A 26,190-nucleotide genomic window follows, 5' to 3' on the forward strand; every position below is an offset into this window, starting at 1 on the left:
AGCCCCGGCGTGTCGATCAAGGCTGCATATCCGACCGGTATGGCTCGCTCGGGGAGGCGGGAACCATGAAAAACCGTTACGGGCCCTGAAAAATGATAATGGTGGACGTTTCCCATGAAAACTCATTCCTGACCACGATTCCACCGCTCTGGGACAACAAGGTAGATGACGAGCGCGCATCCAGCTGAGACAATCGCGAGTAGCTCAAACAATGCTCGCCAGCCCAAGAAGCCGATCAGGAAATCTGCTGGCAAGGCTGCGGTGAGGGGCCCCATGCCCCCCAAAGTGACCATCAGGCCGCTGAGCAATGGAATACGTCCCCGAGGAAATCAGACAACGAGAGCTTTCATGCCAGCCGTCAAAGCCGCAGCGACGCCGAGACCGATCAGCGCACGGCCGCCCAGGAGAAGCAAATAGTTGTCCGAGACGGCAAATAAGCCGGCGCCCAGAGGCGCTCGCGCGGTAGGGCCCCGCGGCGAGCGCTCAGGGCCAATGGGATAGCGCAACGGGGCGTCCTGTCTTGGGATGGAGGGTTTCGACAACCTCACTTAAGATAGGAGCACCCCCATGACCGACGAGGCCATGAGCCCATTGCGAGGGCGCATGATCGAAGACATGACGATCCGCAAGTTAGCGCCGAAGATCCAACATGACTACGTGTAGAGGGTCAAGAACTTCGCTGCGTTCCTCGGGCGGTCACCCGATATGGCGAGCTGCGAGGGACGTGCGCCGCTACCAGCTGCATCTGGCGGCGAGCGGCGTGGGTGTACCGACCATCAACCAGACGTATCAACGCTGCGTTTCTTTTTCAGGTCACGCTCAGGCGCTACGACATCGTCGAGCACGCGCATTTCATTCACGAGCCCCGCGGGCTGCCGGTGGTGCTCAGCCCGGAGGAAGTGACGGGGCTGCTCGATGCCGCACCCCGTGGCCTAAGGTGCCGGGCTGCGCGCCACCGACCCGAGCAAAAAGCCCAGAGTCATATGCCTCTGCTACGGCTTCTGTCAGGAGTTCGAATCTCCTTAGGCGAAATCGGCGGTAACAGCCGACGCAGGCTTTCAACCCAGCGAGCCGACGCTAGTGCGACCACAACTGAGACCGCCGAAGCAAGCGCCCCAATCAAGATAGCTGTCAGCGTGCTTGGAAAAGTCGGCGTATAGAACACGAAGAAAAAAGCCAACATTATCGGAAAGTGCATGATGAATAGACTGTAGGAGAAATCGACGCTCAGAGAAGGCAAGAATTTTGGCAAGCGATTAATCCAAAGGCTCATAAAGGATCCAGCAAAAAACGCCGAGTAGTAGGGCCAAAAGTGGCTCGCCCCATAGAATATCCGTAATGTGACCAAAGCGAGTGCAAACAACGTCCCCATTCGAAGCATTGCGGAGGTGGTTACGAAAAGCTGCGCAATCAGGCCTATCGCCAGATAGCATTGAAGTTCAAGCGTTAATGACCAAAGTGCAGGATTAGCTGGCGATGCAAGCTCACCTCGCAAACCGAACGTAACCAAAGCACCAAAAAACTGCCTATGGTTGTATTCGAAAGCGTTGGTCATCAACCCCGCCTCAGGACGTGCCGACCTGTCGATCAGCATCAAGTCAAGGACCGCGCTCAACAGCGCAACTACGGCAAAGCTAGTAACAAGCGGGGGAAAAATACGTAGAGAGCGCCGCGCTAAGAACCGCAGCAGGCCATCTCGGCGGAATTGTAGAGATCGGCCTATTATAAATCCTGACAGAACAAAGAACAGAAGGACGGCAACTTTGGCAATCATCTGTACGACAGGAAACCCCGCCACGTATCCGAGCGGGAGCAGGAATATGTAGTTTGCATGCGATACGGCGACTGCGCTCGCGAGAATAAGCCTTACGGTATTTAGCTGTTTCCAATTATCCATAGCTCGTGGTGGGCTGACTGCAGCGAGTTAACGACTTCAACTCGAGTCCGCGGACTGGGCGCTCAGGCGGCGGCTGTCAATCTAGGCTCCGCTTAATGAGCGGGCGCGATTATCTGGCGGGTAGGCGGCCAGAAGAGCCAACTGGGATCTCACCAGTTCCACATATTAAAGTAATTAAAGCCGAAGACGAACCGAACAGCAATGCGGATGAGTGCGAAAAATGAACCGGAACGCTGTCAACGGTAATGGGAGCTTCCTGTTACACTGCCGTCATCGCCTAAGAGCTTGTACGGCGCGGGCTAACGGATTTGGCCGAGGGCGGGAGTTGTATTGTCGGGAGCATCATTTACGACCCGGCATTTGGGCCGATTCTCAAGTTGCTGCCGATTTGTATCTTCCCGACTATGAGGTCGGGCCGGCTCCTTGCCCCTAGAGGCTGAAACGCGCAATCGAGTATAGCGCGAAGCCCCGTCTGAATCGGGTCAACGGACTAAACCGCTCGCGCAGTAGGGCCCCACGGCGAGCGCTCAGGACCAATGGGATAGCGCAACGGGGCGTCCTGTCTTGGGATGGAGGGTTTCGACAACCTCACTTAAGATAGGAGCACCCCCATGACCGACGAGGCCATGAGCCCGTTGCGACGGCGCATGATCGAAGACATGACGATCCGCAAGTTAGCTAGCCGAACAGCTGACACACTAATCGCAAGTTGCTTGCCAACTCGTGCCTGTGAAAACACGGTCATCGTAAGCCGAGGCGCGGTCGAGAGGGGCCACGAATGAGCGACGCTGCAAACTGGCGGGCCTTTTCACAAATCGAGCTCCGGTTTTTTCTTTCTGGGAAATCGGCTCCGTAGGAGGGCTCATGTGATCTCCATCAGGTCACCTCTCCCGGGAGCAGAACGAGGGTTGGTTTCGACCTCGTTCTTGATGCTCAATGCTAACCCAATAGAACCCGCCAGCACCAACAGGCCTCCTGCAATCATCAGCCAGGCGAGCAATTCGAATAACGGCATTGCAGTCTCCCGCATTCATGTCCGCCGGTGCCATAGATTGTTACAACGCACTCACTCGGCGTTGACCGACGAAATTGCATCGAGATAGTCGCAATGCACAGAGATTGGTGATTTGCTTCCGTCGAGCAGGACGCGGGCGCAATTTACGTAGACGCTGCTCCGCCCAACGATAGTGCCTGTCTTGTCGGCAAGTCGCGGACACCGTGATGCGCCGAGTGCGCTTAATTGAACACGATCGCCAATAGAAAATTCGGACTTCATGATGCCAGTCCAGACTGCATGGGATCGAGCGTTGAGCTCTATCCGTGAGGCTGATTTCCAGAATCGCTGGGTCGGTTCAGTCCATACAAAGCCAACCGGACTTGTCTAAATTATTAGTTAAAGGGCGGCCTTTCCTTGAAGTGATTAGCTTGGGTAGACTGTTTCGAAGTTGAGTGGCCAAAAAGAACGGCCTCAGCGCGGGGCTGCTGCGCTGAAGCCGTGTATTGAAGTCGGAACCTCGACTGGTTTGGCCCGACTAGAGTCGCCATCCGCGGTTCCGACATGAGAAGGCAAGCCCGCAATTGCCGCTTTCTTATGGCACAAAGGGTGGGCTGCTTTGGAATCACGATTGGCTTATTTCGGCCAGTACCCGGACCGCGGTACCATCCGTATTTGACCCCGGATGTCCTGATCTCATTTTGATAGCGTCGCAGTTCACCCAGGGCCGAGTATGGACTGCAAGTAATTCTGGCTAGAGCGATTGTATTCGTGATGTTGATAGTCGCCTGTATACGAAGCTACAGCGAACGTAAGGACCACTACTAGAACAGGTTTGCGGATGCCGTTTGTGAGGTTTCGGAGGACAGCTGGATGCGCTTCACATTTGAACTAGGCCGCCTCAGTTGGCGACCCTTTCGTCCGATTATCCGTAAGCACTTCGTACTCAAACGCCACGCCTTCCGGGTCGTTCTCCTCGAACCACCTCTCCGCGTCATCGATGTTGCCGAACACCCTGATGGGCTCGGTGTCGCCGATCTCCCTGCTCTTGTTGACGGTTATTGGTCTCCATTTCAGCTTGCGCTTGCCCAACGATGACTTTGCGATCGGGATTAAAGCTTAGTTCGACGTGACAGTTCAACGTCCGCATGACGCCGAACGCGCAAACATCGCCGAGCCGCCGAGCTCCACCACCAGCATCAGCGCCTCGATCGCGGCCTGCCATTCGGGGAGAGCGGATTTCTTTTCCGGCAACGCGGAGGCCTAGGTGGTGTGGACACGTATCGCAACCATAAGGTGATGGCAGCGGCACTTGCCGTCACCTTTGCCCGCCTGTTACGAGGCGACTAGTTTAGGGACTAGCGTTCAATCGTCGCGGGGGTAAGTTCCTGTAAGAGTCGTGTTTGGCTCATGGGGAGAGAGAAGGAGAGTTGACGAACTGCCGCGGAATGCTGCGATGACCCGTTGCAGCGCCGCTCGCGCACGAAGCCCGAGGTGCGCTGATGTCCAACGCCGATCTTCAGACCCCATGAAGTCCTGGCCCGAAAGTGGCTTTGTTCGACTTTCCGCAATTCTCGGTCCGACAGGTCCGCTACCTTCCGAAACCCATCAAAATCGGACCGAGGACAACCTGTTGGCGCGTCGAGGACATCCGAGCCCTCATAAAAGCAATGGCCTCACAAGATGGCTAGTTCGATGCGTTTGGGATCGAGCCGGCAGGTATCCAAGTCAACGATCGAAGGGCTCAAGCACTGCGTAGAATGGCTGCCTCGGGAAGCCATTCCCTGGCGACAGGCTCGCGATCGTTGGATGGAATCAATATCGGCTTCCGAACTTACCCCTTCTGAGAAGCTATCGGCCTGAATCGCCTTGCAGTTCATCAACCGAGACCCGACCCACCGGCGCTTCAATTGGGCTTGGGCTAATCAGGAACTCCTCGCGCGCACAACCGGATTGTCGCGACGAACCGTCTGCTCCGCCATGAAACGTTTTGAGAACTTCGAAGTGCTTGTCATAGACCGCAGAGGGGGACGCCGACCAGGCTCATCGCTCTGCTACACGTTGAGGATGGACAAGCTCGACGAGCTGGCCCGAGCTGCCGCGGCGGAAGCGAACATCGTTGGTCCATGCTGTTCGACCACCAGCATCAGTGCTTCGATTGCGGATTCCCAAGTGGCGCACCGTCGGTCTACGGAGCTGTTAGCCCGTCCTATTCGTGAGAGTGGGGCTTTTTGCCCGATTGATGTGGCCTCACATCTCCTCTGACGAGGCGCACAGGATCGCGTTCGGCTTTTCACCGCCTGACGACCCGTACTTTGCAACGCGCTTGAGGGATGGGTTAGGCTAACTGCGAAGGGTCACCGGGTTAAGCCCTCGTGCAATCGACGATACGTGTCATAAACGTGCGTGCATCCGTCAACAACGGAACGCGCGGCGAGCCCCGGCAAGGGAGCATGCTGAAACCATCGCTCCGCGAGCCCAGATTTCAACGGGTCGGCAGTTTGGTCCGTATCCCAACCGACCAAGAGCCAGCCATCGGGTTTCGTGACCGTTGCCAGAGCTTCGAACGCCTTCAGCTGATCGGTCGGCGTATCGACGCCGTATCCAAGCACGCCATTGCACAGCACTGCATCGAAATAGGTCGTGGGAAACAGGTGGTGTAGTTCCAACATATCACCGGTTATGTGTCGGCCCGGCCTTCCAAAGGGTTGCATATCAGGATCGATATCGATGGACCAACTCTCGGCGCCGTCTTGCTCAATCAGGCTGTAGTAAAGGACTGTGTATGGACGGCATCCGATCCAAAGGACCTTTGCGTTTTTTGACAGAGCGCTTGTTTGACGAAGTGCCGGAAACAGCGCCTGCAGAAGTATCGCGCGGTCTGGAAAGCGGCTCATCATGCGGGTTTCTACAATCTGCCGGGCCCAATTGCGCATTCCGGCCGGAAGTGGCCGAGCGGCAAATTTCAAAGTCGCAACCAACAATCGTCTAGAGTTTGACATGCCGTCTCCCTTTCGATCGGCACATTCCTGCTCGACAAGGCTTATGAGAAGGCCCCGCGCGGTTTCCGTCACGTCCAGCCACAAGATAGCACCGATCGTGATCGGGCGCGCATTACGCGATCCGCCGGCTCGTGATGACAATCGCGCAGATGCGCGCCCAAATCAAGGCGCTGGCGCAGCAGGGCGCGCCAAATGTTGCGGACCTGATCGAGCACGATCGCCAGATCGTGTTTCTAACACACCGGTCTACCACGCGCAGCGGGTGCCATCGCGTTTGTTGAAGTGCCCGACGCGGTCGCGCTGCTCGCCTGGCCGCGTCGCGCAGGGTCGCGAGCTTGCCGCCGTCCGCCAGCGCGATCGGCTCGTCAAACTCACGGCTGCAGCCCAATTTGCGCTCTGACATCTCCCCGCCAGGGAACATCCAACCGAAGGAGCGGCGCACGAGCAGGCGAAATCGAATTTGCCGTATGCCTAGCAACACGGCCTCGCCGTCGATGGCAAAGGAGCTGATGCGGTTGCGCATCGCGGCTTCCGTGATCAGCGGGAAGCGATCGCTCAAGCTCGTTGCGTGTGAACAGCCGCACGCGCTTGCCCTCGCGCTGAACGATCAGGCGATAGCCGTCATGCTTAATTTCATAGATCCACTCGGCCCGGCCAGCGCCTTGGTTCGCGGGTCGGGACGCACGGTTCGAACGGCAAGCTTACGCATGCGGGAATGGCAGGCAAAGCCAGCAAAAATGCGAGCCGTGAATGGGCGATCTAAACCGCCAATCTTGCCCTTCGCGGAGGTGATCGCTTCGCAGCCGCTTCGGCGAGCCGGACCTGCTTCTTGAGTTTCTGCAATTCGGCGAATTGCTTTGAAAGATTTTCGCTGCGCACCAATGCCTTGGCCTTGGCAAATTGGATCTTGTGTCCCATCGCGACGCCCTCCAACTAACGCAAGAGGCGGAAATATTAGAGCTGCCTGGTTTGGGCGATCTATTACCTAGGTAACAGTTCGACATCACAAATTGTGACTCGTCTGAATTAGGCGAACAGCTCGGCGCCGGGCATGCACCGTGGTTTCGGGGGCCAGATGCAGGTTCGAACGTAGGCTTACGCAGAGATCGAAGATATAGGTCTCGCAGCTGCAGCTCGCCCGGGCCGGCGCAGCTCGTGGTCCAAGTCCTTGCACTGCGAATGGGCCTACCGGTTCACGCCAGCGGAATAAAGCCTCGAGCGTGAGAAAGCTTTACTTGGTTGGCTTTGATTGGAGGCAAGTTTGAACCGTTCATCAAAGGCTGTTTTGCCGACTGAACCGCTAGGACAGCGCCAGCAAAACGCCGGCTAGTCTAACGTTATCACCAGACCTGCGGTTGCCAGTTTGGGGGAACTCATCCATTTTCGCGCTCCAAATACCTCCCAAATAAACTAGACCAGAATAGCTAGTTCCCAGAAAGCCAGGAAAACACGGCAGCTCGGCCACAGGCTCGTTGGAACAATCGCTACCGGCGTCAGCTACACGGCTACCGGTTTCGTCCCGTCATCGGAAGCATGGAATGCGGACCCGGACTCTTTTCCCCCTGCGGGGGCTGTTTTACTCGGTGATCTGAAGGAATTGCCGCTGTCGTGGCTCCGCGCCGGCTCGCTCTTTCCAAGAACTCTGCAATGCGGCGGGTACTTCGTCGTACTCAGCACAGCGTCGGCGTCGCAGCTCGTTAGCGATATCCAGAGTCATTCACGCGCCCGGGCATCGGCGGTATTGAAGGCGTCGATGCGCGCGGCATGGCTATATTGGCCGTCCATGAGATCGTGGATGAGCGTCCGTGATTGGCGTGCTCTTCGGTGGTCCTCACCAAGCGCGGCCAAGGCCTCCCCCAAAGTCGTCCAACACCAGCTAACGGAAGTCGGCCGCTGTGGTGAAGAAAGTGGTCAAGAAGATCGGGCAAGCCGCACGCGCGTCGAGTGCTAGCTGGGACGTTAGGAACACTTCGCGCGCACGAGAATTGTTACGATGTCGCATTCCCCCGATGCGACGCATGGCAGAAGAAGGGTCTCGGCGCCGCCGTCTGAGGCCCTTCGCCGGTTCAGTCAAACAGCTCTGCGCCGGCCGGCGTGAAGGTAACGCAGGTAGCATTCGCCAGCCGCGCCTCGATCGCGAGATTCAGCCCGGCGACGCCATACTCCGCCGGCGTGCTTTTGTCACGAAATAGGAATGGCTCGTTGACTTTCTCAATATGAATGCGGCCCCGCACCGGCTCGACCGCATTCGCGATCTCAATGGTCCGGCGTGCGGCCTCTTCCGGGTCGGCAAAGGGCGGGGAGCCGTGAACATCATGGCCACGGATTATCAATGCCATGACACGGCGGAAACTAGCGGCCCTGGAATCGCACCCGTGCAGCCATCGCATGCGCGGCGTGGCTGCCTTTCCGTCCAGCGGGTGTGGCCTAGTAGCCTCCCGGAGGAACTCAGGTTTCGCAGCACGATTGTTCGGTCCGCCTACTTAGGGGTTCATGCCGGTTCAATCTCGCAATCTAGAGGAGGCGGCGCGCAGCCATGCTGTAGTCACGGGCGCCATCGATGGTTCGTATGCGCGATCGGTCATCCGGGCTTGGTGCGCAATTCGCATCACGAAATCTCCTGACGATCACCGCCACCCTTAGATCTGACCGGCTGTCCGTCTTACGTGCGGATCGCCTCAATAGGCAGCTTAATGACATTGACCGAAAACGAAGTGGCCGAGGCTTCCAAACCCGGCGAGGCAATGCAGTGCCACATCAACAAGCATTCCGATCATAAGCGAGCACGTCCTTAATGGCGGCAATCCCGGCGCGGGGGAGCGAGTCCGATGACGGTAATTGTCAATACTGGCGAAGCGCCCGGCGCGCGCATCGAGGCGGAAGCTGGCTGAAAAGCTTTACGAGCAAGGTAAGGTAGCGAGCGCTGCGCCTGTCATGGCCCAAGGCGGGCCAGCCAGCAGCAGTCCCGCAATCGAGGCTATCATTCCGGCGGATTTCGCAAGCTGATGGCAAACCCTGCCACGCGCGGACGGCGCGGCGCTCCACCAGAAGGCAATGAGCGAGACCGCGGCGGCGAACAAGCCGACCGACGAAATCGGGGAATATGAATACTCTATTACAAGATCGACCTGAAGCGGGCTGGCGCAATCAGCAATCAGGTAATGATTGACGAAGGGCGAGGGCGAGTTTTCCAAGGAAGCCGGCAAGATACACGCAAAGCGTTTTGGTGAGCTGGTGGTGCCTTGATCATTAGCAATCAGCCACTAGACTAACAACGATCTGGGCGCGCCGTCGGCCTAAGCGCGGAGCAGGCGAGGAAAAACATGGCTGGAAATAACGGCAAGCCGGATGCAGGTTCACCCGCGGGACCGGGTTCGGACAGCTATGCCGCCATGGTTGCACGTGCCAACGCCCTGATTCCGGAATTGCGCGATCGCGCTTCAAAGACGGAGGAGCTCCGCCGCCTGCCGCCAGAAACCGAACGTGATTTGCATGACGCCGGCTTGTTCCGGGTCATGCAGCCCAAGCGCGTCGGAGGTGCCGAGCTTGACTATGTTGCTCTGGTCGATTGCTCCGACGCGTTGGGGCAGGCGGATGCTTCCGTTGCATGGAACTTCGCCAATCTTGCCAGCCATCACTGGATGCTCGGCATGTTTGATAGGCACGCGCAGGATGTGGTCTGGGGCAGGAATGCCGATGCGTTGATCGCCTCGTCCTTCATCTTTCCAGCCGGGCGCGCGAGAAAGGCAGAGGGGGGATACGTCCTGCGCGGTCATTGGCCGTTCTCCTCGGGTGTCGAGTCCTGCGACTGGAACATGCTTGCCGGCGTGGTGTCCTCGGACGATGAGGCTGAGGGTATCGAATATCGGATATTCCTGCTTAATCGGAGCGAATACAGGATCAACGACACCTGGAATGCGACGGGGCTGTGCGGTACCGGGTCGAACGATGTATGGGTCGAGGATTGCTTCGTTGCGGAGAACATGACCATCGCAGTCAGAGATCTGACCGGCGGACCGACGCCCGGAAGCGCCGTCAATCCAAACGCGCTCTATGCGCTACCGGTATTCTCGCTGTTTCCTTACGTATTGTCGGGCGTCGGTTTGGGCAATGCGCAAGCTTGTCTCAATGATTACGTCGAGCTCGCGCGGCATCGGGCCTCGACCTACAATCGGGCCAAACTCAGCGATCTGCAGACTACCCAAATCAAGATCGCGGAAGCGTCCGCCAAGATCGATGCGGCTCGCCTCGTGATGCGTACGAACTGCATCGATGCGATGGCCGAGGCGAGGCGGGGCCATATTCCAGACCTTGCGGACAAAACGAGGTTGCGGCGGGATGGCGCATTCGCAGTGAACCTCTGCACCGAAGCGGTCTCGCTGCTATTCGCGGCAAGTGGCGCACGCAGCCTGTTCACGTCAGGCGCGCTGCAGCGGCAGTTCCGCGACGCTCACGCCGTGAATTCGCATCTCGCATTCAATTTTGATGCGGCAGGAACCAACTATGGACGCGTGGCCCTTGGTCTGCCGTCCGAAAATCTGACGCTCTGAGGCCCGGATGTCTGATGCACCCAAACATCCGGCCGATCCGGCCAATGAACTTGCCAGCGACAACTCGGCGATTGACCCACGCGATTTTCGCAATGCGCTCGGCACATTCGCCACCGGCGTTACCATTGTCACGGCAATGGCCGCGGACGGGAGGCCGTATGGCGTGACCTGCAACTCCTTTGCCTCGGTATCGCTCAATCCGCCGCTGGTGTTGTGGAGTCTCGGGATGTTCTCGCAGGGGCTTACGATATTCCAGAATGCCAGCCACTTCACGGTCAATGTTCTCGGAGCTTCCCAGCAGGCGCTGGCGTCGCAGTTTGCAAAGTCGTCGGACGACAAGTTCGCCGGCGTGAACTGGACGCCGGGGCTTGGCAACGCGCCGGTGTTGACCGATAGCGTGGCTAATTTCCAATGCCGCGCTGCCAATCGGTATTACGGCGGCGACCACATCATCTTCCTGGGCGCCGTTGAGGCTTATGCCTACAATCGGCAGGAACCCCTGCTGTTTGCGCGCGGTAGTTTCGGCCGGTTTATTGCTGGAGATGGCAGCAGCTCGTCGTGAGCAACCGCTGAATCTCGCTGGGCCTTCGACGATCCTGCGGCAGACATCAAATCTGGATCTTTGCCATCTCTGCGCGGTACCAGTCGCCAATCTCGCTGGCTGTCATCAGGGCCACGCCGTCGTGACCCAGGATATAGTCGAGCAGCGCCTCCAGATATTTGATGCGATGCGGCACGCCCGTGATGTACGGGTGAACTGAGATCGCCATGATCCGCGCGTTCGATGCGCCTTCGAGATATAGCCGATCGAACTGATCGGTGCAGCGTTTCAGGAATTGCTCGGAAGAAAGATGCTGCAGTGCGTGGATGACGATATCGTTGGTTTCGACCGAGTAGGGGATCGTCGTGATGGTGCCGTGAGGCGTAGCGATGTCCTGCGGCAGATCATCGATCACCCAATCCGCGACGTACTCGATGCCGTTGAGGCGCAGCAGATCGAGGGTTTCCTCGGTCTCGGTAAGGCCGGGGCTTTCCCACGACCGCGGCCACTTCCCTGCAAATTTCGAAATAGTCTCGACCGAGCGTTTGATGGCATCCGCCTGGTTCTCGACCTTATGCATTGGCCCCTGCACAAAGCCGTGGCCCATGAATTCGAAGCCGGCGTCGAGCGCAGCGGAGGCGACGCGCGGGTAGGCGTTGCAGACATTGGCATTGAGCGCCAACGTCGCCGGTATTTTGCGATCTGTCAGTGCCTTGAGCTGTCGCCAGAAGCCGGCGCGCATCCCGTATTCATGCCAGGACCAGTTTGGCACGTCTGGGAGTAGCGGCTGGCCCATCGGCGGGCTCAGCACGGTGCGAGGCATCGCGTTCTCGATCCGCCACTCCTCGACATTGAGGATGACCCATACCGCGAGTTTCTTGTCGCCGGGAAGCGTGAGCTTCGGCCTGTCAACTTGTGCTTGATAGGGAATGCGATCGCTTAGTGCCACGGCAAGCTCCCCCGCGGATTATTCGGCGGCTTTGGAATCGCCGGATGCGGCGGCATTGATCCTCGGCATAACCTGTTCGGCCATCAGGACCATCGACTGCCGCCCCAGTTCGCGGTCTTTCCAGTCCTTGCCGGCATACAGCAACGTGCCGAAGGGTCCGGTCTCCTCCTGAAAAGCCAGCAGTTGATCTGCCACGCTGTCCGGCGTGCCATGAATGATCAGTTTGTCGCAGATCGACCCCAGCGTCACCTCATCGTCCGGCTGATCGCGGCGGGTCTTGAATAGTTCGATGCGACCGCTCCGCTTCAGCTTGGTAAGCAACGAGCGATAGTAGTAGACATAAGGTCCGTTTGGATCGGTGGCATAAGCCTTTGCGGTAGCTGCGTCCTTGGCTACGAACACGCTCTTCGCAACGCGCCAATTCGCTGCATCCGCAGGACGGCCGGCGCGTTCGCATCCCTCTTCGTATTTCGGCCAATGGCTCTTCACCCAGGCCGGCATCAGGAAGTTTGCCGAGATCGGATCCCAGCCACGCGCGGCGGCTTCCGTCACGCCTTTTGAGAACGGCGCCACCGCAGTGACCACGATCGGAGGGTGCGGCCGCTGCAGTGGGCGCGGAATGAAGCCCTGGCCGATGTCTTCGATCAGACTCTTCTGCACCGATATGCTCCAGAACTGGCCTTGCAGATTATAGGGCGGCTCGCTGGCCCAGATCTGAAGCACCTGATTGATCGCCTCAAGGAACATGGCATTCCTGTCCGCCTCGAGATTGCCGAACACTTCCGCGTCCGATAGCAGGCCGCCCGGGCTGATGCCGAAGATCAGTCGCCCGTCGAGCATGTGATCGAGCATCGCTATCGAGGCTGCAATCGCCGCCGGATGAGCGTTCGGCATGTTGACGGTGCCGGTGCCAAGCTTGATCTTGCTTGTTGCCGCAGCCAGCCATGCAATGAATGCGATGCACGACGTGATGTTCTCGGCTCTGTCCGTGGTGTGCTCACCGACATAGCCCTCGGTATACCCGAGTTCATCGGCCAGCAGGAAAGCCTCTCGATCCTCCTGGAGCGAAAGCCGCCAATCCTTGTCGACGGGATGGATCGGCATCGTAAAGAACCCAAGCTTCATGGTCCGCTCTTCCCCATGATAGGCTTTTTGTTTGCACAGAACGTGCGTCGTTCGTCGCTCGAAAACAAGCTCAAAGTCGCAAACTACCGACAACAAACTTGACCTTTGGCGATCACGGCCGTCTAATTCCGCGAAAATGATGACTACAACCGGGGAGGTCACGCCAAAAATGAAAGCCGCGGCTTTCGCCTACGTTCGCGCAACTAGCGTCGAAAATGCGCTGGAATTGTTGAGCGTGCATGGCGATACTGCCAAGCTATTGTCGGGCGGCCAGAGCCTGGTGCCGGCCATGAATCTGCGCCTGGTCGCGCCGGAGCTCATTATCGATATTGGCGAGCTGATCGAGTTGCGCGGGGTCGCGGTCAAGGGAGGCGTCCTCACCATCGGTGCGCTGACACGTCACGCCGATCTTTTGAAATCCCCCGAAATTGCAGCCCATGCTCCGTTGCTGAAGGATGCGGTCGCCCATGTCGCCCATCCCGCGATCCGTAATCGCGGCACGATTGGGGGAAGCCTTGCGCACGCTGATCCGGCTTCGGAACTGCCGGCCTGCATGCTCACGCTTGGCGCTACCATCATTGCCCGCGGGCCGGGCGGGGAGCGGCGGATTGCGGCAAACGAGTTCTTCGTCGGAATCTACGAAACCGCGCTTGCGCCGCAGGAACTGCTGGTTGCCGTCGAGCTGCCGGTGACTCCAAAGAACTCGACGCATTTCTTTCATGAGTTCGCCCGTCGGCATGGCGATTACGCCATTGTTGGCCTCGCAGCGCAGGCCTCCATCAAGGATGGGCGCTTCGCCGATCTTCGCGTTGGCTTCTTTGCTGTCGGGGATCGTCCGTTGCTGGCCAAGTCTGCCGGCAAGCTGGTCGATGTCGCCATCACGTCTGCGGTGTTGTCTGAGGCAGCTTCTGCATTGGACGCTGAACTTGATCCGCTGGACGATCAACAGGCGACACCCGCCATGCGTCGGCATCTGGCGAAGGTTCTGTTGACGCGCTGCGTGTCTTTACTGCTTGCCCGGCCTGATCTCCATGCGGGAGCGTCAGCGTGATGGCTACGGTTGCGATTGTGCTGAGTGTCAATGGCGAGCTCGTCGAAGCGAATGTACTGCCGCGCCTGAATCTGGCAGATTTTCTTCGCGAACATCTCAAGCTGACCGGCACGCATGTCGGGTGCGAACATGGCGTGTGCGGCGCATGCACGGTCCGCGTCAATGGCGACATCGTCCGCTCCTGCCTGATGCTCGCGGTGCAGGCGCACAAGGCAGCGGTCGAGACGATTGAGGGACTGTCCGATAGCGGCGAAATTGCCGATTTGCAGTCAGCATTCCGGGAGCGCAACGCACTGCAGTGCGGTTTTTGCACGCCGGGAATGCTGATCGCGGCGCAGGATCTGCTGAAGCAATCGTCGTGTCCGGATCGAGAGCAGATACGCGAACATCTTTCCGGCAACTATTGCCGCTGCACGGGATACCAGGCAATTGTCGATGCCATCGAAGCTACAGCGCGATCGCGCGCGGGACGCTTGTCATGAAATCAGCACAAGCAAATCCGGAGACGCTATCTGCGCTCGACCGACCCAACTCCTATATCGGCAAGACAGTGCCGCGGCCGAATCTCGACCGGCTGATGCAGGGACGCGGGCTCTATGTCAGCGACATTGAGCTCCCCCGTATGGCGCATGTCGTGTTCCTGCGCTCGCCGCACGCGCACGCGAGGATCATTGGCATCGACGCTTCGGCGGCCAAGCAGATGCCGGGAGTGATCGCCGTCGTCTCGGGCAGGGAACTTTCAACCGTCATCACGCCGTGGGTCGGCGTGCTTTCGCATCTGAGGGGACTCAAATCCGCCCCGCAGAGTGCTATCGCTGTCGACCGAGTGTGCTGGCAGGGTGAAGCGGTCGCTGCCGTGGTGGCGCGCAGCCGCGCACAGGCCGAGGACGCCGCAGAGCATGTCTTAGTTGAATATGAAGAACTGCACGCCGTAACGGATATGCGTAGCGCGCTCGATCCGGCAACACCTGTGATCCACGCCTCGCTCGGCGACAATCTGGCTTTCGAGCGCATTCACGACGCGGGCGCGGTCGATCAGGCCTTTGCCGAGTGCGACGAGGTAGTCGAAGCAGAGTTCGTTTTCGGACGGCACACCGGCGTGACGCTGGAGCCGCGTGCGGTGGTGGCAGACTGGAACGCCGCGGAAGCTAGGCTGACCATCTATCAAGGCACGCAGGCACCGCATATGGTGCAGAATATCGCGGCGCTCCATCTTGGCTTAAGGGAATCGCAGGTCCGCGTCGTCTGCAAGGACGTCGGCGGCTCCTTCGGCATCAAGGTCCATATCTACGCCGACGAGATGGCGACTTACGCGCTGTCCAAGCTCCTGCGGCGTCCGGTTAAATTCGTCGCCGACCGGGTTGAGAGCTTCAACACCGATATTCATGCCCGCGACCATCGCTGCAAGGGAAAGATCGGCGTCAAGCGCGACGGCACCATCATGGCATTCGAGATCGACGATCTTACGGGCATCGGGCCTTATTCGATGTACCCGCGCACCAGCGCGATCGAGGCCAATCAGGTCGTCAATCTCGTCGGCGGGCCCTATGTGACCGGAAATTACCGTGCCCGTACCCGCGTCGTATTCCAGAACAAGAACGTGATGTGCCAGTACCGTGCCGTCGGCCATCCGATCGCCTGCTCAGTGACGGAGGGCCTGGTCGATCTGGCGGCCATGAAGATTGCCATGGATCCGGTTGAAATCCGTCGCCGCAATCTGATTGCCGACGACGCTTACCCCTGTGCTTCGCCGTCAGGTTTGCGCTTCGAGCAGTTGTCGCACCATGCGGCGCTCGCCAAGCTGGTCCAAATGATGGACTACGATGCGTTGCGCGCTGAGCAGGCCGTCCTGCGAATGAAGAACATCCATCGTGGCATCGGCATCGCGAGCTTCATCGAAGTTACCAATCCCAGTGCGGCGTTTTATGGTGTAGGCGGTGCGAAGATATCCTCCCAGGATGGTGTCGCGGTGCGGCTTGATGCGCAGGGGTCAGTGATCTGCCAGACAAGTATCACCGAGCAGGGACAGGGATCGGAATCGCTAACCGCGCAGATCGTTGGAAGCGTGCTCGGCGTCTCGATGGATCGCGTCCGCGTGATCCTGGGTGATACCGACAGCACGCCGTATGGCGGAGGCACCTGGGCCTCGCGCGGCGCTGGTATCGGTGGAGAGGCCGCGCTTCAAGCCGCCAAGGTACTGCGCAAGAACATCCTCGACGTAGCGGCTGCCGTCCTGCAATCGACGCCAAGCGAACTCGACATTGTCAACAACGCCATAGTGAATGTCGTCGATGGCGCGCCGCGGATCGATCTGAGCGAGCTCGCGCGAATTGTCTATTTCCGTCCCGACACGCTGCCGCCGGGCATTCAGCCCGAACTGATGGCGACCAGGCACTTTGTCCCGCGCGAATATCCTTTCGCCTTCACCAATGGCGTTCAGGCCTCGTGGCTGGAGCTTGATCCCGATACGGGATTTGTGAAGCTGCTGAAGCACTGGGTGGTTGAGGATTGCGGCACGATTATTAACCCTCAACTGGTCGATGAGCAGATCAGGGGCGGCGTGGTGCAGGGGCTTGGTGCCGCGCTGTTCGAGAAATGCGTGTATGACGAACGTGGCCAGCTCACCAACGCCAATATGGCCGACTATCTGGTTCCGATGTCCGGTGAAATGCCGGACATCGACGCCGGACACGTGGTTTCACCGACCTTGGAATCGGAACTGGGCGCGAAGGGAGCAGGAGAGGCCGGCACGGCAGGTGCGGCAGCCGCCGTTACCAATGCGGTCAATGACGCGCTCAGGCCGTTTGGGACGATCATCACGGAGATCCCCCTGACGCCTCAGGTGATCCTGACTGCCCTGCGACGTATCTAATGCGACCGCGATAAGTTTGATCAGGAAGGACGGACGGTGATGGCCGTCCGCGTCATCCGGCTGCCGCACTCGCGATCGCCCCCACGTGCCGATTGATCACAACCACATTGATCGCATCTTAGACGTGCTCGCGGGTATCGCAGCGCGGTCGGCAGATCGGCCAGCGGAAATGAGTGGGTATGGATTTTCGGTGGATCGTAGCGCTGCTCTGCCATCAGCGCCGTGGCGCGCCGACCTTCGTCTCGAATGCCGTAGGGATAGGAGTTGTTCTTCATGAAATGCATATCGCTAGGCGCGCAGGTTTGCTGGATAGCAAAACGCTGTGTCGCAAAACCTTCATACGCGGCCTATACGTCACACCGATTAGTGATGAGATCGTCAGTTGCCGCCCTAACCCGGAGTGCCCTATGAAGACCGCCTGTTTTGTTCTTGCCTTGCTGGCGCTGTTGCTAATCGCGCCCTGGCAATCCGCCAAAGCGGCCGACGTCATCTGCTACAATTGCCCGCCTGAATGGGCGGACTGGGCTTCCATGCTCAAGGCCATCAAAGCCGACCTCAACTATGATATCCCGCACGACAACAAGAATTCCGGCCAAGCGCTTGCTCAAATACTTGCCGAGAAGAATAACCCGGTGGGCGATATCGGCTATTTCGGTGTCACCTTTGGTATGAAGGCCAAGGCGCAAGATGCGCTTGAGCCTTACAAGCCGGCGAAATGGGACCAGGTCCCCGCCGGCCTGAAGGATGCCGACGGATACTGGACCACGATTCATTCCGGCACGCTTGGCCTGTTCGTGAACAAGGACGCGCTTGGCGGCAAGCCGGTGCCGGCCTGCTGGAAGGATCTCCTGAAGCCCGACTATAAGGGCATGGTGGGCTATCTCGATCCGTCGTCAGCTGCAGTCGGGTATGTCGGCGCGGTCGCGATCAATCTGGCGCTCGGCGGCTCCGAAGCGAACTTCGATCCGGCGATCAACTTCTTCAAGGACCTGCGGAAGAACGACCCGATCGTTCCCAAGCAGACTTCCTACGCCCGCGTGGTCTCTGGCGAGATGCCGATCCTGTTTGACTACGATTTCAACGCCTATCGCGCGAAATACTCAGAGAAGGGCAATTTTGAATTCGTAATTCCTTGCGAGGGATCGGTCATGTTTCCCTATGTCGTCGGCCTCATCAAGAACGCGCCCAATAGGGACAAGGCCAAGAAGGTGCTGGACTATCTTTTGTCGGACAAGGGACAGGCGATCTGGACCAACGCCTACCTTCGGCCGGCGCGGCCGATCGACCTGCCCGAGGCGGTGAAGAAGAAATTCCTGCCTGACAGCGAATATGCGCGTGCGAAGAACGTCGACTGGGGCCAGATGGAAAACATGCAAAAAGGCTTTGTCGATCGCTATCTCGCCGAGGTTCGCTGAGGCAATATGGCGCCTTTCGCGGGGGCGCTACCATCTGATGTCACATAGGTCTTTTGTTTGGTTGTGCCTGCTGCCGCTCGCGGCGGTGACGGTGGCGTTCTTTCTGCTGCCGATGGCGCGGCTCGTTCTGACCGGCGCCGAAGGCCCGCAGGGGCCGGCGGGTTATCTCGCGATCCTGACCGAGCCTCGTTACCGCGCGACCCTCAGCAATACGGTCCTGCTCGCCGCCGCGACCACCGTCGTGACCCTTTTCGTCGCGACGGTTGCGGGGATGTTCCTGCAGCGGCATCGTTTCCCCGGCCGCTCTGTCCTGATCGCGATGCTGACCTTTCCGCTGGCGTTTCCTGGCGTGGTGGTCGGCTTCATGATCATTCTGCTTGCCGGGCGACAGGGTCTGATCGGCGATTTCTCCAACCGTGTGTTTGGCGAGAAGCTCGTCTTTGCCTATTCGATCTACGGGCTGTTTCTCGGATATCTTTATTTCTCCATCCCACGCGTCATTCTCACCATCATGGCCGCGGTGCAGAAGCTTGATACAGGCCTGGAAGAAGCCGCGCGCTCGCTTGGCGCGAGCCCTTGGGCAGTGCAGCGTGATGTCGTCCTGCCGGCCCTGGCACCGGCTTTCGTTGCCTCTGGCGCAATTGCGTTTGCGACCGCGATGGGGGCGTTCGGAACGGCATTTACGCTGGCAACGAACATCGACGTGCTGCCGATGCTGATCTACACCGAGTTCACGTTGGCCGCGAATTTCTCTATCTCGGCCGCGCTATCGGTCGGGCTCGGCATCATTACCTGGCTTATTCTTGCGCTCGCCCGCTCCTTCAGCGGAAGTGCCGTTGCGGCGGCTGGATGAGACCATGCGTGATCGCCTGATCTTCATCGGCCAGTTCATCTTCACCCTGCTGGTAGCCGGATTCCTAGCGGTGCCCGCGATTCTGTCGATCTCCGCCGGCGTCACCGTGAACTACTTCCGCGGCATCCAATCTGGCGTAACCTTGCAATGGGTTGTGCAGGTATGGGAGCTTTATGCTGGCACTATCCTGCTTTCCTTCGTGGTTGCATTTGCAACTCTTGCGGTGACGCTCGTCGTCGGCGTTCCAGGCGCCTATGCCTTGCATGTGCGGGGAGGGCGCCTGTCGCGGATCATCGAGGAGATCATCACCCTGCCGTTGGCGCTCCCCGGCCTTGCCATCGCGCTGGCACTGCTGCTGACCTACGGCGGCTTCGGCGATTTTCGCCGCTCCTGGCTGTTCATTCTAGTGGGACATGTCATCTTCACCATGCCATTCATGGTGCGATCGGTCATGGCCGTGTTCGCGACTGTCGACATCAAGACGCTCGATGAGGGCGCGGCGTCGCTCGGCGCATCGCCGTGGCGGCGCTTCCGCGACGTGATCATGCCCAATGCCCTGCCGGGGATATTGGCGGGCAGCCTGATGGTGGTGACGTTGTCGCTCGGTGAGTTCAACCTGACCTGGATGCTGCACACGCCGTTGACCAAGACACTGCCGATCGGATTGGCTGACAGCTACGCCTCGATGCGGCTGGAGGTCGCCTCGGCCTATACGTTGGTCTTCTTTGTCATGATCATTCCACTGCTGGTCGCCATGCAATTGTTTGCCGAGAAGGAACAGAAGAGATGACTGCGCAGGCCGGACACGGCGCCTCGGTGCTTATTGAGGCCTGCGGCAAGAGCTTTGCCGACGGAACGCGCGCGCTCGAACCTGCAACGCTCGAGATCGCCCCTGGTGAAACGCTGGTGCTGCTCGGCCCCTCCGGTTGCGGCAAGACCACCATGCTGCGCATCATCGCGGGGCTCGAAGTGCCCGATAAGGGCGGCAGGGTGCTGTTCGACGGCAAGGACATGACGGCGGTGCCAATCGAGCGGCGCAACGTTGGCATGGTATTTCAGTCCTATGCGCTTTTCCCCAATATGACCGTATCCGATAATATCGGCTATGGATTGAAGATCCGCGGCGTTCCAGAAAAGGAGCGGACGGCGCGCATTGCCGAACTGGTGGCGCTGACCAATATCTCCGGGCTGGAGAACCGACGCATCGACCAGCTTTCGGGCGGCCAGCGGCAGCGCGTGGCGCTGGCACGCGCGGTAGCGATCCGGCCGGGCATCCTGTTGCTCGACGAACCGCTGACGGCACTCGATGCCGCCCTGCGCGACCGGCTGCGCGGCGAGCTGAACCGCCTGCTGCGCGCGCTCGGCATCACCACGATTTACGTCACGCACGATCAGTCCGAGGCCATGGAGCTCGGCGACCGTGTCGTGGTCATGCAGAAGGGGACGATTGCCCAGATCGGCACGCCGCGTGAGATCTACTTCACGCCGAACAGTCGCTTTGTCGCCGAATTCATCGGCGCGGCGAACATCGTCGAGGCGGCCATCGAGAATGGTCACTTGGTATTGCCGGGCGGACGACAGCCGATTGACGGCGATGCAAATAGACCGGCCGCAGTGGCGATGATCCGCCCCGAGACCATACGCCTGGTGGAAGCCGAAAGCGCGCTGCTTTCAGGCATAATCGACAGCGTCAGCTTTATTGGTGACAGGCAGCGGCTGGTCGTCAGCGGCGCTTCCAGCAGGTTGCTCACCGTCGATGCGCCGAATACGGTTCAAGCCAAGGCTGGCGAGCGGATCGGGCTATCGATTTCGCCGGACGCCGTCCGTCTGTTGCCGCCCGAATGCTGAGAAGGTCGACGTTGCCAATGCCTGTTCATATTGCCCAGATTTCTGATCTGCACATCAAGCCGCCGGGAGCACTTGCCTATGGCAAGGTGGATACTGCAAAGGCGCTCGAACGTTGCATTGCCGCCCTGAACGAATTCAGGCCTGCGCCCGATTTTGTAGTGGTCTCCGGCGATCTGGCGGATACGCCGACGGCTGAGGAATATCAATATCTCAATCGGCTGCTGGCGCCACTCAAGCTTCCGTTCGCCGGCATTCCCGGCAATCACGACTCGCGCGAATTGATGCGGGCCGCGTTTCCTTCCGCGTCGTATGCCTTCGTATCCGGGCCGCTCAATCAGAAGATCGAGGTCGCCGGGCTCGATCTGCTGTTGCTGGATTCGAGCGTACACCGAAAGCCGCATGGCGAACTTGATGGGCCAACGTTGCAATGGCTTGACGGGATGCTGGCTTCGTCGCCCGACCGGCCTGCGCTGCTATTTCTGCACCATCCGCCGTTCAAGGCGGGCATTTGGCACATGGACCGCCAGAACCTCATCAATGCAAGCGAACTCGCGCCCATCGTGCGCCGTCATCCCCGCGTGCAATTGATCGCAACCGGACATGTCCACCGCGCAGCGCTGACCATGTTTGCGGGCGTGCCGACCACGATCTGTCCCGCCCCCAACCATGCCGTCGATCTCGATCTGGCCGAACTGCGCGAACCTTCCTTCAAGGTGGAGCCGCCCGCCTTCCACCTTCATAGCTGGTTTCCGGGCGAGGGACTCGGCACTGTCGTAACGCATCAAATCCCGATAGGCACCTTCGACGGCCCACACCCGTTTTTTGGGCCAGATGGGAAGCTGTTGTAGCCGTGCAGCAGTCCTCGGCCGTCCCGATTGCATAGGCCGAAGATCGGGCGCAATCTTCCCAAAAATTGCGCTGCAATCCTGAGGTTTGTACCGTTCATGTTTTTTGGGGGAAATGATGCGGCCGCTTCACCTGGTGATTCCAACGCTCGCCTTACTCCTGAACCATCATGCGATTGCCCAAGCAAGCTATCCGGACCGGCCCATCAAGATGATCGTGCCGCTGGCTGCGGCAAGTGCGGTCGACGTCGGCGCGGATCGTCACCCAAAAGATGGCCGACAATAATACTGGTTTCCAACGTCGCCCTGATCGTAATAACGGCTTATGTCGCGCACTTCGGTATTGAGGCGCTGGCCGGTTATGGCTGGCTGCTCGCGTCGAGCTTCTTATTTCTTCCATGGTACTCGCCCTCGGCGTTGGCACGACGACAATGGTCGGACCTGCGTTGGCGCCGGTCTGGAGGCACGCGCACGTCGCGTGACGCTTGTTTCCTGTTTGCTGGCGGCGGCTATTCTTGCGATAGTAGGGCGTTGCGTTTTTGGGACTATCGATCGCAGGACTTTTTACCCACATCGAGGAAGTTGTCCTTGCGGCGTCCGGCTATTTTTACGCGACGAGCGCCTGGTTTACGGGTTCATGGCCGCATTTGTGGTACTGTTTTCCGCCTATCAGGGGTGGGACGGGCGACGGCTCCGCTGCTTGTCAGCCTGTTGAGGGTTGCTATCGTATTGGCCGGCGGATGGATGCTGCAGCAGCAGGTGGCCCAGCTCGATTGGCTGTACTATCTTGTCGCAGGTTCCACGGTTCTTGGAGCGTTAACGCTGGGCATCGTTTTCGCCGTCCGGCCACCAAATCGACGCGCCCAGGTGCTTTCCGGTTGAAAAGCCGGCCCGCGTTGATTACGGAAGGGTTGCAATCCCGTATTCCCTGGAGTTTGACTATCGTGCCTCAACAAAGGACGGGTGAAGCTCACGGATTTTCGAACAGCAAACTGTCGGTGCTGCGCAAGCACCCGTTTTTTGCCGACCTCGAGCCTACGGCATTCGAGCAGCTCTGCCGCTATGCCAAACACTCCACATTGAAGCGGGGGGCTACGCTGTTCTCCAAGGGGGACCCCGGCAACAGCCTGTACGCGGTGATTTCGGGTACGGTGAAGATGAGTATTTCCTCGCCCGATGGTCGCAGCGCGATCCTGAACATCATCGAACCTGGCGAAATCTTTGGCGAAATCGCACTGCTGGACGGCGGGGCTCGCTCGGCCGATGCCATCGCAAACTCCAATTGCGAGCTATTCGTCATCGATAGGCGCGAATTTATTCCTTTTGTGAAGGAGCAACCGGCGCTGGCGATGAAGTTCATCGAACTGCTCTGCGAGCGGTTGCGGTGGACCAGCGATCAGGTCGAGCAGATTATCCTGCAGAATTTGCCGGGGCGGCTGGCCAGCGCATTGCTGCGCCTGTCCGAAAAACACAAACCTGCACAGCAGGGTCGAACCATCGCGGTCACCCAGCAGGAGATCAGCGAGATGGTTGGCATGACCCGGGAGAGCATCAACAAGCAGCTGCGCGCCTGGGCGAGCCGCGATTGGGTACGCCTTGAGCACGGGGCCATCGTAGTGCTGAATGCCGAGGCGCTTCGTGAGCTGGCCGAAGCGGGATCCGGAAGCGAAGGCGAATAGGCCGCTCATTTTCCTTCAGAGGTCAAACACCGCAACCGCGCGGATCGGCGACGCTGTCCCGCCGCGCCATTTCATCGGCAGGCCGATGAAGGTGAACTGGCCAAGCCCCAACAGCGCTTCGAGATTGCACAGGCTCTCGATGTGGGTGATGTCGAGGTTGAGGCAGGCCTTGTGGACGAGGGCATTCACCTTGCCCTCGGGTCCCGGCCGCATCGAGTCTATGCCGAAATGAACGACGCCCTGCCGCGCCAGCCATTCGGTGGCGGCGACGTTCACGCCGGAATTGTCGGTCGAATATTCCTTGTGGGGGAATGTCCGTTCGTGGTGGCCGGTGCAGAGCAGGACGGTGCCGCCCCTCGGCACCGGCACGCCGGCCTTTGCTACCGCCGCCTCGAGATCGGCAGGCGTAATCTCGGCGCGCGGTGCAATGTGGGCAGGTCGATGCAGATACCCGGCACAATGCATTTTTCCAGCGGATATTCATCGATTGATATGCCGCTCTTGCCGAAATGCCGCGGGGCATCAATGTGGGTCCCGGCGTGATCCACCATGGAGATGAACATCGACGCCAGCCCGTGCACATTGCCCGACTCGGCGAAGGATTCCTCGTGGGTCTTCCAGACGCCATGCATGACGGGAGGATGGCCAGGATAGCTTGGCGTGCGGTGATAGAGCTCTCGGCTGAGGTCGACGATCTTCACGCGGAATCCCCCCGCCGCGAGCTGCGGCACCTGAACTAGAACCCGAACATCCTTGGCAGCGCCAGCGACAGCCAGGGCACATAGGTCACGATCATCAGCACCGTAAACATCACATAGTAGAACGGCCAGATGCCGCGCATCACCTCATTGACTGAAACCTTGCCGATGGCGCATCCAACAAACAGCGTCGTCCCTACCGGCGGCGTCAAGAGGCCGATACCGAGATTAAGCAGCATTACGATGCCGAAATGCACGGGATCGATGCCGAAGCTCTTCACCACCGGCAGCAGGATAGGGGTGCAGATCAGCACCAGTGGCGCAAGATCAAGCGCCGTCCCCAAAACCAGCAGCATGATGTTCAACCACATCAGCAACACGTATTTGTTGCTGGATATGGCGACAAAGAACTCTGTCATTTTCGCCGGCATCTGCATCAAGGCGGCGACATAGCCGAAGCACGATGCGGTTGCGACCAGCGTCAGAACCATCGCCACGGTTTGCAGCGTCTTATAGACCAGTAGCGGCAGTTCAGACCATTTGTAGTCGCGATAGATGAACATGGTGACGAAGAATGCCCAGACGCACGCGATCGCGCCCGCCTCGATCGGCGTGAAGACACCGGTCAGGATGCCGCCCAGCACGATGGCCAGCGTTACGATTCCCCACATGGCGTCGCCAAGCATCTTCACGGCCTGGCGGATCGGCACGGGCTCCCCCTTGGGATGCTTGTCGCGATAGGCGTAGAAGAGGCAGAGCACCATCAGCGAAAAGCCGAGCAGCAGGCCAGGGAGCACGCCGGCCAGGAACAGGCTGGTAATCGACACAACGCCGCCGGTTGCCAGCGAATAGATCACTGAATTATGGCTCGGCGGGACGATGATCGCCTGTAGCGAGGCACTGATGGTCACGTTGGTTGCGAAGACCCGCGGATAGCCCTTCGCCGCCATTTGCGGGATCATCACCGATCCGATTGCGGAGGTATCGGCGACCGAGGATCCGGAGATGCCGCTCATGATCGTGGTCGCAAGGATATTAACCTGAGAAAGCCCGCCGCGTATGCGGGTAAACCCGACAACCACGGCTGCAAAATCGACCAGCCGCCTGGCCATGCCGCCTTCGGCCATGATGGCGCCGGCCAGCACGAAGAAGGGGATGGTCAGCATCGAGACCTTGCCGACGCCGCTGGCCAACTGCTGCATGACTGCGCCGACCGGCAAATCGATCCAGAGCGCGCCGACCAGCGATGATAGCGCCATCGCATAGGCGATCGGCATGCCAATCGCGAAGAAGAAGCACATGCTGAGAAGGAGAACGGCGATATCCATGGCAATTACTCGATCGGTACGTGGGCGTCAGCGCCGTCGCGCGGCGGCGGGCCAATTGTCAGGCGTTCGATGACGAACAGGAGCATCATGGCGCCGCTGACCACGATCGGAAGATAGGTGATGCCGACCGAGAGCCAGGGAAACTCATCCACCGAATTATCCCAGGTGGTCCGAACGAGCCGCAGTCCCCAAATGACCATGAAGATTGCAATCACCCCCATCAATATTTCGCTGAGGAACAGCGAGGCGCGGCGCAGCAGCGGCGGCAGCAGGTCGGTACCCACAGTCATGTTCATGTGGATGCGCTGGCGATAGCAGTTGGCCGCACCGATGAAGGTGATGCCGACGGTGAGCAGCACGGCCATCGGCTCTGGCCATGACGAGGCGCTGTTGAGCACGTAGCGGGTGTAGACGGCCCACGGAATCACCGCCGAGACCAGCACGAGCGCCACGCACGCGATCACGGCGCCGATCCAGTACACCGCATCGTTCACACGCCGGAAGAATCCGGCCGCAAAACTGGACATTTTTACCTCAGAGAGT

Annotated in this window: 26 protein-coding genes and 1 other annotated feature; of the genes, 12 read left to right on the forward strand and 14 right to left on the reverse strand. The window is 59.3% G+C overall.

Annotation, left to right across the window (positions count from 1 at the left end; all coding sequences use genetic code 11):
- Positions 1–979 precede the first annotated feature (979 nt).
- From RX328_RS18480 to RX328_RS18510, 7 genes are all read right to left on the reverse strand, one after another.
- The gene (locus RX328_RS18480) at positions 980–1,897 is read right to left on the reverse strand and encodes an acyltransferase family protein (RefSeq protein ID WP_213253326.1); all 918 of its coding nucleotides are present in this window, start codon (positions 1,895–1,897) and stop codon (positions 980–982) included.
- A 107-nt stretch (positions 1,898–2,004) separates the two neighbouring features.
- Positions 2,005–2,060: a sequence feature (sul1 is cis-regulatory element that is thought to sense ions involved in sulfur or methionine metabolism; They are found in Alphaproteobacteria), on the reverse strand.
- A 699-nt stretch (positions 2,061–2,759) separates the two neighbouring features.
- Positions 2,760–2,912 (reverse strand): hypothetical protein, encoded by a 153-nt coding sequence (locus tag RX328_RS18485; RefSeq protein ID WP_213253327.1) that lies wholly within the window; start codon positions 2,910–2,912, stop codon positions 2,760–2,762.
- A gap of 870 nt (positions 2,913–3,782) precedes the next feature.
- Complete coding sequence (locus RX328_RS18490; protein ID WP_213253390.1) at positions 3,783–3,983, reverse strand: hypothetical protein; 201 nt, start codon at positions 3,981–3,983, stop codon at positions 3,783–3,785.
- A gap of 1,265 nt (positions 3,984–5,248) precedes the next feature.
- Positions 5,249–5,893 (reverse strand): class I SAM-dependent methyltransferase, encoded by a 645-nt coding sequence (locus RX328_RS18495; RefSeq protein ID WP_317258780.1) that lies wholly within the window; start codon positions 5,891–5,893, stop codon positions 5,249–5,251.
- Between the two features lie 112 nt (positions 5,894–6,005).
- Complete coding sequence (locus tag RX328_RS18500) at positions 6,006–6,452, reverse strand: hypothetical protein (RefSeq protein ID WP_213253329.1); 447 nt, start codon at positions 6,450–6,452, stop codon at positions 6,006–6,008.
- A gap of 200 nt (positions 6,453–6,652) precedes the next feature.
- Positions 6,653–6,811 carry a hypothetical protein gene (locus tag RX328_RS18505; RefSeq protein WP_213253330.1) on the reverse strand — a complete coding sequence of 53 codons (159 nt, stop codon included), beginning with the start codon at positions 6,809–6,811 and terminating at the stop codon, positions 6,653–6,655.
- Between the two features lie 1,148 nt (positions 6,812–7,959).
- Positions 7,960–8,232, reverse strand: a complete 273-nt coding sequence (locus RX328_RS18510) for a hypothetical protein (RefSeq protein ID WP_213253331.1) — start codon at positions 8,230–8,232, stop codon at positions 7,960–7,962.
- Positions 8,233–9,216: 984 nt separating this feature from the next.
- On the opposite strand from RX328_RS18510, the gene RX328_RS18515 reads away from it, so the two are divergent.
- Both RX328_RS18515 and RX328_RS18520 read left to right on the forward strand, forming a co-directional pair.
- The gene (locus RX328_RS18515) at positions 9,217–10,443 is read left to right on the forward strand and encodes an acyl-CoA dehydrogenase family protein (protein WP_213253332.1); all 1,227 of its coding nucleotides are present in this window, start codon (positions 9,217–9,219) and stop codon (positions 10,441–10,443) included.
- Positions 10,444–10,450: 7 nt separating this feature from the next.
- Positions 10,451–11,005: a flavin reductase family protein gene (locus tag RX328_RS18520; protein WP_213253333.1), complete on the forward strand. Its 555-nt coding sequence runs from the start codon at positions 10,451–10,453 to the stop codon at positions 11,003–11,005.
- A gap of 46 nt (positions 11,006–11,051) precedes the next feature.
- Here RX328_RS18520 and RX328_RS18525 read toward each other — a convergent pair whose 3' ends face one another.
- Entirely contained in the window at positions 11,052–11,933 is an 882-nt protein-coding gene (locus tag RX328_RS18525) for a polysaccharide deacetylase family protein (RefSeq protein WP_213253334.1), read from the reverse strand.
- A gap of 18 nt (positions 11,934–11,951) precedes the next feature.
- Entirely contained in the window at positions 11,952–13,058 is a 1,107-nt protein-coding gene (locus RX328_RS18530; protein WP_213253335.1) for an LLM class flavin-dependent oxidoreductase, read from the reverse strand.
- A 169-nt stretch (positions 13,059–13,227) separates the two neighbouring features.
- On the opposite strand from RX328_RS18530, the gene RX328_RS18535 reads away from it, so the two are divergent.
- Genes RX328_RS18535 through RX328_RS18545 form a run of 3 tightly spaced genes read left to right on the forward strand, consistent with a single transcriptional unit; the run spans position 13,228 to position 16,981 of the window.
- The gene (locus RX328_RS18535) at positions 13,228–14,109 is read left to right on the forward strand and encodes an FAD binding domain-containing protein (RefSeq protein WP_213253336.1); all 882 of its coding nucleotides are present in this window, start codon (positions 13,228–13,230) and stop codon (positions 14,107–14,109) included.
- Positions 14,109–14,591, forward strand: coding sequence for a (2Fe-2S)-binding protein (locus RX328_RS18540; protein ID WP_213253337.1), 483 nt, complete (start codon positions 14,109–14,111; stop codon positions 14,589–14,591). Before RX328_RS18535 ends, RX328_RS18540 begins: the two co-directional genes overlap by 1 nt.
- Positions 14,588–16,981 carry a xanthine dehydrogenase family protein molybdopterin-binding subunit gene (locus RX328_RS18545; RefSeq protein ID WP_213253338.1) on the forward strand — a complete coding sequence of 798 codons (2,394 nt, stop codon included), beginning with the start codon at positions 14,588–14,590 and terminating at the stop codon, positions 16,979–16,981. The genes RX328_RS18540 and RX328_RS18545 overlap by 4 nt, the downstream gene beginning before the upstream one ends.
- A 20-nt stretch (positions 16,982–17,001) precedes the next feature.
- On the opposite strand, the gene RX328_RS18550 is transcribed toward RX328_RS18545, so the two are convergent.
- Positions 17,002–17,256 (reverse strand): hypothetical protein, encoded by a 255-nt coding sequence (locus tag RX328_RS18550; protein WP_213253339.1) that lies wholly within the window; start codon positions 17,254–17,256, stop codon positions 17,002–17,004.
- Between the two features lie 132 nt (positions 17,257–17,388).
- Here RX328_RS18550 and RX328_RS18555 point away from each other — a divergent pair, with 132 nt between their 5' ends.
- The 7 genes from RX328_RS18555 (at position 17,389) to RX328_RS18585 (ending at position 23,621) form a co-directional block, all read left to right on the forward strand.
- A complete protein-coding gene (locus tag RX328_RS18555) occupies positions 17,389–18,396 on the forward strand; it encodes an ABC transporter substrate-binding protein (protein ID WP_213253340.1) in 1,008 nt (335 codons plus the stop codon).
- Positions 18,397–18,433: 37 nt separating this feature from the next.
- Positions 18,434–19,249 (forward strand): ABC transporter permease, encoded by an 816-nt coding sequence (locus RX328_RS18560; protein WP_213253341.1) that lies wholly within the window; start codon positions 18,434–18,436, stop codon positions 19,247–19,249.
- A 4-nt stretch (positions 19,250–19,253) separates the two neighbouring features.
- Complete coding sequence (locus RX328_RS18565) at positions 19,254–20,039, forward strand: ABC transporter permease (protein ID WP_213253342.1); 786 nt, start codon at positions 19,254–19,256, stop codon at positions 20,037–20,039.
- Complete coding sequence (locus RX328_RS18570) at positions 20,036–21,097, forward strand: ABC transporter ATP-binding protein (protein ID WP_213253343.1); 1,062 nt, start codon at positions 20,036–20,038, stop codon at positions 21,095–21,097. The genes RX328_RS18565 and RX328_RS18570 overlap by 4 nt, the downstream gene beginning before the upstream one ends.
- A gap of 17 nt (positions 21,098–21,114) precedes the next feature.
- Positions 21,115–21,945 carry a phosphodiesterase gene (locus tag RX328_RS18575; RefSeq protein WP_249726711.1) on the forward strand — a complete coding sequence of 277 codons (831 nt, stop codon included), beginning with the start codon at positions 21,115–21,117 and terminating at the stop codon, positions 21,943–21,945.
- A gap of 741 nt (positions 21,946–22,686) precedes the next feature.
- Entirely contained in the window at positions 22,687–22,824 is a 138-nt protein-coding gene (locus RX328_RS18580; RefSeq protein ID WP_213253345.1) for a hypothetical protein, read from the forward strand.
- A 62-nt stretch (positions 22,825–22,886) separates the two neighbouring features.
- A complete protein-coding gene (locus tag RX328_RS18585) occupies positions 22,887–23,621 on the forward strand; it encodes a Crp/Fnr family transcriptional regulator (protein WP_213253388.1) in 735 nt (244 codons plus the stop codon).
- 15 nt (positions 23,622–23,636) lie between these two features.
- Here RX328_RS18585 and RX328_RS18590 read toward each other — a convergent pair whose 3' ends face one another.
- The 4 genes from RX328_RS18590 to RX328_RS18605 are packed head-to-tail and all read right to left on the reverse strand — an operon-like array spanning position 23,637 to position 26,141.
- On the reverse strand, positions 23,637–23,990 hold the full coding sequence (locus tag RX328_RS18590) for a cyclase family protein (protein WP_312018060.1): 354 nt from the start codon (positions 23,988–23,990) through the stop codon (positions 23,637–23,639).
- 11 nt (positions 23,991–24,001) lie between these two features.
- Positions 24,002–24,322, reverse strand: a complete 321-nt coding sequence (locus tag RX328_RS18595) for a cyclase family protein (protein WP_213253347.1) — start codon at positions 24,320–24,322, stop codon at positions 24,002–24,004.
- A 35-nt stretch (positions 24,323–24,357) separates the two neighbouring features.
- Complete coding sequence (locus RX328_RS18600) at positions 24,358–25,647, reverse strand: TRAP transporter large permease (protein ID WP_213253348.1); 1,290 nt, start codon at positions 25,645–25,647, stop codon at positions 24,358–24,360.
- Positions 25,648–25,652: 5 nt separating this feature from the next.
- Positions 25,653–26,141, reverse strand: a complete 489-nt coding sequence (locus RX328_RS18605) for a TRAP transporter small permease (RefSeq protein WP_312018061.1) — start codon at positions 26,139–26,141, stop codon at positions 25,653–25,655.
- Positions 26,142–26,190: the final 49 nt, after the last annotated feature.

Source organism: Bradyrhizobium sp. sBnM-33, assembly GCF_032917945.1.
Taxonomy (GTDB): Bacteria; Pseudomonadota; Alphaproteobacteria; order Rhizobiales; family Xanthobacteraceae; genus Bradyrhizobium.

Excerpts from the sequence above, each read along its gene's own strand:
- RX328_RS18480 (WP_213253326.1), bottom strand. The coding sequence starts at position 1,897 with ATGGATAATTGGAAACAGCTAAATACCGTAAGGCTTATTCTCGCGAGC.
- RX328_RS18485 (WP_213253327.1), bottom strand. The coding sequence starts at position 2,912 with ATGCCGTTATTCGAATTGCTCGCCTGGCTGATGATTGCAGGAGGCCTG.
- RX328_RS18495 (WP_317258780.1), bottom strand. The coding sequence starts at position 5,893 with ATGTCAAACTCTAGACGATTGTTGGTTGCGACTTTGAAATTTGCCGCT.
- RX328_RS18505 (WP_213253330.1), bottom strand. The coding sequence starts at position 6,811 with ATGGGACACAAGATCCAATTTGCCAAGGCCAAGGCATTGGTGCGCAGC.
- RX328_RS18510 (WP_213253331.1), bottom strand. The coding sequence starts at position 8,232 with ATGGCATTGATAATCCGTGGCCATGATGTTCACGGCTCCCCGCCCTTT.
- RX328_RS18515 (WP_213253332.1), top strand. The coding sequence starts at position 9,217 with ATGGCTGGAAATAACGGCAAGCCGGATGCAGGTTCACCCGCGGGACCG.
- RX328_RS18520 (WP_213253333.1), top strand. The coding sequence starts at position 10,451 with ATGTCTGATGCACCCAAACATCCGGCCGATCCGGCCAATGAACTTGCC.
- RX328_RS18530 (WP_213253335.1), bottom strand. The coding sequence starts at position 13,058 with ATGAAGCTTGGGTTCTTTACGATGCCGATCCATCCCGTCGACAAGGAT.
- RX328_RS18535 (WP_213253336.1), top strand. The coding sequence starts at position 13,228 with ATGAAAGCCGCGGCTTTCGCCTACGTTCGCGCAACTAGCGTCGAAAAT.
- RX328_RS18540 (WP_213253337.1), top strand. The coding sequence starts at position 14,109 with ATGGCTACGGTTGCGATTGTGCTGAGTGTCAATGGCGAGCTCGTCGAA.
- RX328_RS18545 (WP_213253338.1), top strand. The coding sequence starts at position 14,588 with ATGAAATCAGCACAAGCAAATCCGGAGACGCTATCTGCGCTCGACCGA.
- RX328_RS18550 (WP_213253339.1), bottom strand. The coding sequence starts at position 17,256 with ATGAAGAACAACTCCTATCCCTACGGCATTCGAGACGAAGGTCGGCGC.
- RX328_RS18555 (WP_213253340.1), top strand. The coding sequence starts at position 17,389 with ATGAAGACCGCCTGTTTTGTTCTTGCCTTGCTGGCGCTGTTGCTAATC.
- RX328_RS18560 (WP_213253341.1), top strand. The coding sequence starts at position 18,434 with ATGTCACATAGGTCTTTTGTTTGGTTGTGCCTGCTGCCGCTCGCGGCG.
- RX328_RS18565 (WP_213253342.1), top strand. The coding sequence starts at position 19,254 with ATGCGTGATCGCCTGATCTTCATCGGCCAGTTCATCTTCACCCTGCTG.
- RX328_RS18570 (WP_213253343.1), top strand. The coding sequence starts at position 20,036 with ATGACTGCGCAGGCCGGACACGGCGCCTCGGTGCTTATTGAGGCCTGC.
- RX328_RS18575 (WP_249726711.1), top strand. The coding sequence starts at position 21,115 with ATGCCTGTTCATATTGCCCAGATTTCTGATCTGCACATCAAGCCGCCG.
- RX328_RS18580 (WP_213253345.1), top strand. The coding sequence starts at position 22,687 with ATGCTGCAGCAGCAGGTGGCCCAGCTCGATTGGCTGTACTATCTTGTC.
- RX328_RS18600 (WP_213253348.1), bottom strand. The coding sequence starts at position 25,647 with ATGGATATCGCCGTTCTCCTTCTCAGCATGTGCTTCTTCTTCGCGATT.